At 75.4% G+C, this 1262-nt stretch carries 2 pseudogenes; both read right to left on the bottom strand.

Going from position 1 to position 1262, the window contains the following annotated elements:
- Positions 1–772 (bottom strand): annotated as a pseudogene (locus tag AB0O29_RS36070) (hypothetical protein); the annotation flags it as partial.
- Between the two features lie 175 nt (positions 773–947).
- Positions 948–1262, bottom strand: a pseudogene (locus AB0O29_RS36065) (hypothetical protein); the annotation flags it as partial.

Raw genomic sequence — 1262 nt, 5'->3', positions numbered from 1 at the left:
CGAACACGAGTACCGAGCCGAAGGCGAACACGTCGCCGGCGGGCGAGAGCGCCTCGCCCCGTACCTGCTCCGGTGACATGTAGGCGTACGTCCCGTGGATCTCCGGGATCTTCGCCGCCACGCCCAGCCCGGAGCGCACGAGCCGCTGTTTGACCTGCTCGATCACCGGGGCGAGGTCGAGGGTCACCGCGTCGTTCTCGACGGTGACGGCGCCCTCGCCGCTGCCGGTCAGGGCGCGGACGAGCGAGGTGTGGACCGCACGGTTGGCGTCCGTCCACACCGTCCCGAAGGCGTCCGAGGCGACGACGTCCTGCGCCTTCTCCCGGACGAAGCTGCTCAGCGCTCCTTCGAGGGAGCCGCCGAGGCGGCCCAGCGCCTTCTCCAGCAGCGGCCGCTCGTCGGGGGCCGCGTCCGCCAGCAGCGCCGGGAGGTCGATGTGCTCCATGACCGCGCCGGTGACCCGGTTCGCCACCGCCGCCCGCACGTCCGGATCGGAGGCGAGCGGTGCGACGGTCGTGACGTAGCGGTCGGTGTTCCCGACGATGTCGGAGGTCCAGGAGGCCAGGATGCCCAGGGGGGCCAGCAGGCAGCCGAGCACGATCAGGACGGCGCCGACGAGGGAGCGCGTGCGGTGCCGGGCCGGGGGCCGTCGGGCGGCCGCCGTCTCCAGGGCGAGCACCCGCGCCCGGAGCGCGGCCAGTTCGTCCCGGCCCGCTTCCCGCGGTGGGTCGTCCTGCGGCCGCTCTTCCTGCGGTTGCCCGTCCTGTGGCATCGCCCGCCTCCTGGGGATCCGCCCTCAGCCAAGCAGCGTGCGGCGGGGTCGCGCCAGGCGGGAGGGCCGATCGGATGGGACGCCCCGGCCGGCCGCCGGCCCCCGCCTCCCGCCCGGGCTCCGTCCACCGGGAGCCGGCCAGGGCCCGCCGGGAGGGCCTGCGGGGACGGGGCGTTCAGGTCACCAGGCGCAGCGAGGTGTCCGCGATGCCCAGCCGTACGCTCTGCCCCCAGGTCAGTTCCAGGGCGTCGGCCTCCATCCCGTCGCCGAAGACCACGATCCGGTCCGATTCCACGGTCAGCCGCAGCCCCTGACCCCCTCCCAGCTCCCCGGAGACCCTGGTGGTTCCGGTCGTGGGCGAGGGCCAGGCCTCGCGGACGAACCACAGGAGCCGTCGGTCGCACGGCGCGGGCAGCTCCTCGGCGCCGCCGCGCTCCAGCCACAGGGAGCGCAGCCAGCCGGTCGCCCCCGTGCCGGTGCCGACCAGGAC

This window comes from Streptomyces sp. NPDC089915 (assembly GCF_040684675.1).
In the GTDB taxonomy this organism is placed as follows: Bacteria; Actinomycetota; Actinomycetes; order Streptomycetales; family Streptomycetaceae; genus Streptomyces.
This window is presented reverse-complemented; position numbering and strand designations above follow the sequence as displayed.